The sequence below is a fragment of the Vibrio sp. 9-16B-A1 genome, assembly GCF_056726165.1.
The window spans coordinates 68,373-75,365 of the sequence record NZ_JBSDZD010000019.1 but is presented as its reverse complement, the minus strand read 5'-3'; the positions used below and the strand labels follow the sequence as shown (position 1 = coordinate 75,365).

The 6,993-nt window shown below is 53.4% G+C and carries 5 protein-coding genes and 1 rRNA gene; 2 read left to right on the top strand and 4 right to left on the bottom strand.

Annotation, left to right across the window (positions count from 1 at the left end; translation table 11 throughout):
- The 4 genes from ACVB80_RS22305 to ACVB80_RS22290 all read right to left on the bottom strand — a co-directional run.
- A 16S ribosomal RNA gene (locus ACVB80_RS22305) occupies positions 1 to 320 on the bottom strand; the annotation flags it as partial.
- Positions 321 to 764: 444 nt separating this feature from the next.
- Positions 765 to 1,292 (bottom strand): menaquinone-dependent protoporphyrinogen IX dehydrogenase, encoded by a 528-nt coding sequence (gene hemG / locus ACVB80_RS22300; protein ID WP_481083497.1) that lies wholly within the window; start codon positions 1,290 to 1,292, stop codon positions 765 to 767.
- 21 nt (positions 1,293 to 1,313) lie between these two features.
- Complete coding sequence (locus tag ACVB80_RS22295; protein ID WP_481083496.1) at positions 1,314 to 2,771, bottom strand: TrkH family potassium uptake protein; 1,458 nt, start codon at positions 2,769 to 2,771, stop codon at positions 1,314 to 1,316.
- 30 nt (positions 2,772 to 2,801) lie between these two features.
- Positions 2,802 to 3,425 (bottom strand): YigZ family protein, encoded by a 624-nt coding sequence (locus ACVB80_RS22290; protein WP_481083495.1) that lies wholly within the window; start codon positions 3,423 to 3,425, stop codon positions 2,802 to 2,804.
- A gap of 205 nt (positions 3,426 to 3,630) precedes the next feature.
- On the opposite strand from ACVB80_RS22290, the gene fadB reads away from it, so the two are divergent.
- Both fadB and fadA read left to right on the top strand, forming a co-directional pair.
- The gene (fadB, locus tag ACVB80_RS22285; protein ID WP_481083494.1) at positions 3,631 to 5,796 is read left to right on the top strand and encodes a fatty acid oxidation complex subunit alpha FadB; all 2,166 of its coding nucleotides are present in this window, start codon (positions 3,631 to 3,633) and stop codon (positions 5,794 to 5,796) included.
- Positions 5,797 to 5,822: 26 nt separating this feature from the next.
- Positions 5,823 to 6,989 (top strand): acetyl-CoA C-acyltransferase FadA, encoded by a 1,167-nt coding sequence (gene fadA, locus ACVB80_RS22280; RefSeq protein WP_481083493.1) that lies wholly within the window; start codon positions 5,823 to 5,825, stop codon positions 6,987 to 6,989.
- The last annotated feature ends 4 nt before the right edge of the window (positions 6,990 to 6,993 follow it).

Here is a 6,993-nt window from a genome sequence, read left to right as displayed (position 1 = left end):
CTGATCATCCTCTCAGACCAGCTAGGGATCGTCGCCTTGGTGAGCCTTTACCTCACCAACCAGCTAATCCCACCTGGGCATATCCTGACGCGAGAGGCCCGAAGGTCCCCCTCTTTGGCCCGAAGGCGTTATGCGGTATTAGCTATCGTTTCCAATAGTTATCCCCCACATCAGGGCAATTTCCCAGGCATTACTCACCCGTCCGCCGCTCGCCGCCCATAAGCGCACCCGAAGGATTGTTTATGTCGCTGCCGCTCGACTTGCATGTGTTAGGCCTGCCGCCAGCGTTCAATCTGAGCCATGATCAAACTCTTCAATTTAAGATTTTGTCGGCTCAATGAATACTGAACATTACATAAGTAATGTTTGAATTGACTGTGCTGAATCTTTCGATTCAATGGTCACTTCGTATCATTGAAACCATTTTGCTTCCTAAGAAGCTAGTGATTATCATCAACGAGTGCCCACACAGATTGATAGGTTTATATTGTTAAAGAGCGTTGCCTTGAAGTCTCTCTCAAAGCGGACGGCCATTTTAGCGAGTTAAGTTTTAGTGTCAACCACTTTTTTCAAAACTTTTTCAGGCTCAGTGCCTGGCTAAGTGACCAGCTGTTCCGTTCCCGTTTCTATTGAAGCGTTCCCGTGTCAGCGAGGTGGCATTATAGAGATCGGCGTCACGTTGGCAAGTGTTTTTCCACACTTTTTGTGATTTTTTGTTTAAGCGTTTAAAAACCCATCACAGTGAACATTTATACGACAATCTCTCACCAATTCCGTACTTTTTGACCGAACAGAGCGACCTTTTTCCAGTTGGTATACTCGACTTCTTTACTGGTATCTGTCTCACCGCCGGTTATCGACATAATAAAGCGGATCATGACCCGGTCGAAAAAGCTGTAGCGGGGATAAAACAGCGCACCAGCAAATACACCTATCATTTCAGGCTGCCAGGGAGACTTCTTAAGGAAGGTTTTCACATACACGCTGCCCTCCGGAGTATCTTTACCCTGGTCTTCTTTACGCGCGGTAAGGTTCACACAGAAAAAAGCAGCTTTGACCTGATTAAGCTGGTCGAGGTGACTGTCAATAAACTGATACAGCTTCTTGTTAAGGTGGCCATAACGAATGGATGCACCGATCACGACTTTATCGTAATGGCTTAAATCAAGCGTACCGGCCTGATGCAGGTCCAGGGTTTCGCATTGATAGCCATCCAGTTCACTTTCGATCGCTGCCAGGATTTTCTGTGTTTGCCCTTCCCGGCTGGAGTAAAGAAGCAGAGCTTTATTCATAGAGGTTCCTTTTGAGTCCGGTTAACTGCGCCAGAACGTCGGGGTAAAGAGAATAAGCAGGGTGAAAATTTCCAGCCGTCCAAACAGCATAGAAACCACCAGCACCCATTTGGCATTGTCATTAATGTCGCCAAAGTGCAACGCTACATCCCCAAGGCCCGGCCCAAGGTTGTTCAGGGTCGCGGCTACCGCCGAGAATGCGGACAGCTCATCCATTCCGGTCGCGATCAGCGCCAGCATACAAAGTACAAACACCAGGGTATAAGCAGAGAAGAACCCCCATACCGCATCAACCACCCGTTGCGACAGCGCGCTGCCACCTACTTTAATGGTATAGACAGCCCTTGGGTGAACCAGACGCTTAAGCTCACGTGCGCCCTGAAGGGTCAGCAGTAATATACGGATAACTTTCATCCCGCCACCGGTCGAACCGGCACAGCCACCTATAAAAGAGGAGAACAACAGCAGAACCGGCAAAAACAGCGGCCACTCAGAGAACCCCGTGGTAGTAAAACCTGCCGTAGTTGATATAGAGACCGTCTGGAACAGCGCCTGATCAAATGCGTCATACACCGAGTCATAGGAGTGGTGTTTGAGCAGCAAACCAAAACAGATAACAAACAGCAACGCCTGAATAAAGATGAAGGCACGAAACTCAGGGTCTTTCCAGTAGTACTTCGGGTGCACCCCGCCAGATGCAAAAGCGGCGAAGTGAAGCGAATAGTTACATGCAGAGATAAGCAGGAAGACCACAGTAATCATATTGATAGCATGGCTGTCAAAATAGGCCATGCTGGCATCGTGGGTGGAGAAGCCTCCGATAGCCACGGTAGAGAAGCTGTGACAGATAGCATCAAACACCGACATTCCCGCCAGCCAGAACGCACTGGCACAGGCAATCGTCAGGCTGAGGTAGATATACCAGAGTACTTTAGCCGTTTCCGCGATACGCGGCGTCATCTTGGTGTCTTTTACCGGCCCCGGGATTTCCGCCCGGTAGAGCTGCATTCCCCCGATCCCCAGTATTGGCAGAATCGCGACCGCGAGAACAATGATCCCCATACCACCGAACCACTGCAGCAGCTGACGGTAGAAGAGTATCGCCTTAGGCAACTCATCAAGCCCGACGATAACCGTAGCCCCCGTCGTCGTCAGTGCAGAAAAGGACTCAAAGAAGGCATCTGTAACAGAGACGCTTGGGTTATCTGAAATAAGAAAAGGCAGGGCACCGGCACTGCCGATAACCGTCCAGAACAGCACGACGATAAGGAAGCCATCCCTGGATTTCAGCTCGTGTTTATGGTGCCGGTTAGGAAACCAGGAGAGACCACCACACGCCAGCAACACAAAAAAGGTCGTGACAAAAGGCACACCCGCACCATCACGGTAGATCAACGCCACCAGCGCAGGAGCGAGCATAGACACACTAAACAGCGCCAGCAACAGGCCGACGATACGAATAATTGAACGAAATTGCATGCTTACGAAAGAAGCCCGGCTTCCAGTTCCTTAATTAGCTTCCAGGGTAGTGGCGAGGATTTTCGCCCCACTTTTATTGGTAAGCGCCAGAGTAAACGCTTCGGCCTGGCAAAGTTCCAGCTCTACCAGCAGTGAAACCTGATCTGAGTAGTCCGCCTCAAGGGTTTCTGCCTCAAACTGGCCCATCACCGTCTGTGCCACCGGCATCAGAGAGTAGTCTAACGTCAGCTTTAATTTTGTGGTGATTTTTTTCTCGATTGTTTGAAGCAGCCTGAGTGCCTGCTGCACACCACCGCCATACGCTTTGACCAGCCCGCCGGTTCCCAGCTTGATCCCGCCGGAGTAACGGGTCACCACTGCGGTGATCTCCCCCACCCCGGAACCCGCCAGCTGAGCCAGTATCGGCTTGCCCGCCGTCCCCGAAGGCTCACCATCATCGCTGAAGCCGTACTGCATGGAGTCTTCCGGTCTGCCCGCGACAAATCCCCAGCAGTTATGCCTGGCGTCTGAGTGTTTGGCCTTGATCTGCTCTACAAATGCTTTGGCGCTCGCAACGTCCGGCGTATGGGCCAGATAAGTAATAAAGACGCTCTTCTTTATTTCTTCCTCAAAACTCACCGCTTGAGCCGGGATCAGGTAGGGCTTGGAATTCATAGTCAGTCAACGGATTACACAATCCGGCTAGTGTATCACGCTTAATCTGTATTGCGTATTGGACAAGCCCGGCACCACAAATGTTAAACACCTGTTTAAAAATGTATTGAAATTGAGCAGATTCAGGCGCACACTTATTAAGCTAACATTTTGGCAACATAAAAATAACAGAGATGCTATCCAGCCTGTGTCATGGAGATAGACAATGATCTACCAATCAAACACCCTGCAAGTTAAGGAAACAACAAGCGGTATCGCTGAGTTAAGCTTTTGCTCTCCCGAATCAGTCAATAAGCTCGACCTCGCTACCCTGGAATCGCTCGACCAGGCCCTCGACGCCCTCAAATCAGCCGAAGGAGTCAAAGGCCTGCTGCTCACTTCAGATAAAGACACCTTTATCGTCGGTGCGGATATTACCGAGTTCCTCGGTCTTTTTGCCAAACCGGAGGAAGAACTCGGGTACTGGCTCAAACACGCCAACGCCATATTTAACAAACTTGAAGACCTGCCGTTCCCGACGCTTTCTGCCCTGCGCGGCTACACCCTCGGTGGCGGCTGTGAGTGTGTACTGGCGACCGATTTTCGTATCGGCGATGCCACCACCAGCATCGGCCTGCCGGAAGTCAAACTGGGAATCATGCCCGGGTTTGGCGGCAGCGTACGTCTGCCACGCCTTATCGGTGCTGACAGCGCGATGGAAATTATTACCCAGGGCAAAGCCTGCCGCGCCGAAGAAGCGCTGAAGGTGGGCCTGCTGGATGCGATTGTTGACAGCGACAAGCTGCATCAATCCGCACTGCAGACCCTGAACCAGGCAATCTCTGAGCAGATCGACTGGCAGCAGCGGCGTAAACAGAAAACCTCAGCCCTGAGCCTCAGCCGGATTGAAGCCACCATGAGCTTCACCATGGCAAAAGGACTGGTCGCACAGAAAGCCGGACCGCACTACCCGGCACCGATGGCCGCCGTCAAAGCTATAGAGGAAGGAGCAGACAAAGCCCGCGATGCCGCGCTGGATATCGAGCAACGCTATTTTACCGGCCTGGCCAAATCTGATGTTGCTCAGTCTCTGGTCGGCATTTTCCTCAATGACCAGTACATCAAAGGGCTGGCAAAGAAATCAGCCAAACAGGCCAGGCAGGCTACCGGCCGTGCTGCTGTTTTGGGCGCCGGCATCATGGGGGGAGGTATCGCCTACCAGTCCGCACTGAAAGGCGTGCCTGTCATGATGAAGGACATCGCCCAGGGCTCACTGGATCTCGGAATGGGTGAAGCGGCCAAACTGCTCAACAAGCAGGTTGAACGCGGCCGGATAGACAGCCTGAAAATGGCCGGAGTGCTCTCTTCCATTACTCCCAGCCTGCACTACGGTGGCATAGAACAGTCAGACATCATTGTTGAAGCGGTGGTGGAGAATCCGAAAGTCAAAGCCGCGGTACTGAGTGAAACTGAACAGCTGGCTGATGATAACACGGTGATCGCCTCCAATACCTCAACCATTCCAATCAACCTGCTGGCCAAATCACTTAAACGGCCGGAGAACTTCTGCGGGATGCATTTCTTCAATCCGGTACACCGGATGCCACTGGTCGAAATCATCCGGGGAGAACACACTTCAGAAGAGACCATCAACCGGGTCGTGGCCTACGCCGCTCAGATGGGCAAATCCCCGATTGTCGTCAACGACTGCCCGGGCTTTTTCGTCAACCGGGTGCTGTTTCCTTACTTTGGTGGCTTCAGCCTGTTGCTGCGTGACGGTGCAGACTTCAGTCAAATAGACAAAGTGATGGAACGCCAGTTTGGCTGGCCGATGGGGCCGGCTTATCTGCTCGATGTGGTCGGTCTGGACACCGCCCACCACGCGCAGCAGGTCATGGCCCAGGGCTTCCCTGAACGAATGAGCAAGCAGGGCCGGGATGCGATTGATGCCCTGTTTGATGCCGGCAGATACGGCCAGAAAAACGGCAGCGGATTCTATGCCTACACCACAGATAAAAAAGGCCGGCCTAAAAAAGCCGCCAGTGATGATGTGACCCCCCTTCTGGCCGAAGTGTGCGGACAGCAGACTAAGTTCGATGACCAGACCATCATTGCCCGGATGATGATCCCGATGATTAATGAAGTGGCACTGTGTCTGGAAGAAGGCATTATCGCCTCGCCGCAGGAAGCGGACATGGCACTGGTATACGGCCTTGGTTTCCCTCCGTTCCGCGGTGGCGTATTCCGTTATCTGGATACCACCGGTATCCGGAATTACACAGAGATGGCCAAAGCGTATGAATCGCTGGGTGCCATGTATCAGGTGCCGCAACTGCTGCTGGATATGGCAGAGAAAGGTGAGTCTTTCTACAGCCATCAGGTTAATCAGTGAGTCCCATACGGAAAAGGAATACCGAAATGAAAAATGTCGTAATCGTTGATTGTCTGCGTACGCCGATGGGACGCTCCAAAGGTGGCGCATTTCGCCATACCCGGGCAGAAGACCTCTCTGCTCACCTGATGAAAGGCCTGCTGGCACGTAATCCACAGGTGAATCCGGAAGAAATAGAAGACATCTACTGGGGCTGCGTACAGCAGACCCTGGAGCAGGGTTTCAATGTAGCCCGTAACGCGGCACTGCTGGCTGGTCTGCCGGTAAGTATTGGCGCAGTCACGGTCAACCGCCTGTGTGGCTCGTCGATGCAGGCCCTGCACGACGCTGCACGCGCCATCATGACCGGTGACGCAGATATCTGCCTTATTGGCGGGGTCGAACACATGGGTCATGTACCGATGAACCACGGCGTCGACTTTCACCCCGGACTGTCCAAAAACGTCGCCAAAGCGGCAGGCATGATGGGACTGACCGCAGAGATGCTGGGCAAAATGCACGGCATCAGCCGGGAGCAGCAGGACGCATTTGCCGCCCGCTCCCACCAGCGCGCTCACGCCGCCACAACAGAAGGCCGCTTTAAAGCGGAGATCCTGCCCACCGAAGGACACGCCGAAGACGGCACCCTGATGTGTCTCGACCACGATGAAGTGATCCGCCCGGAAACCTCTGTTGAAGGCCTGTCTCAGCTGAGACCGGTATTCGACCCGGCCAACGGCACCGTTACTGCCGGCAGCTCATCGGCACTGTCCGATGGTGCGGCCGCTATGCTGGTTATGAGTGAAGACAAAGCCAGGGAGCTGGGCGTCACCATACGAGCCAGGGTGAAAGCGATGGCGATTGCCGGGTGTGACCCATCAATTATGGGTTACGGCCCTGTCCCTGCCACGCACAAAGCGCTGAAACGCGCCGGGCTGAGCATCGAAGATATGGACGTGGTTGAACTCAACGAAGCGTTTGCCGCCCAGTCACTGCCGTGCGTTAAAGACCTGGGGCTGAGTGACGTCGTGGATGAGAAAGTAAACCTCAACGGTGGCGCTATCGCGCTCGGCCACCCGCTGGGCTGCTCAGGCGCACGTATCTCCACCACCCTGATCAACCTGATGGAAGCTAAGCAGGCCAGATACGGTCTCGCGACCATGTGTATCGGCCTTGGCCAGGGCATCGCGACCATCTTTGAGCGGGTGGAGTGATCAC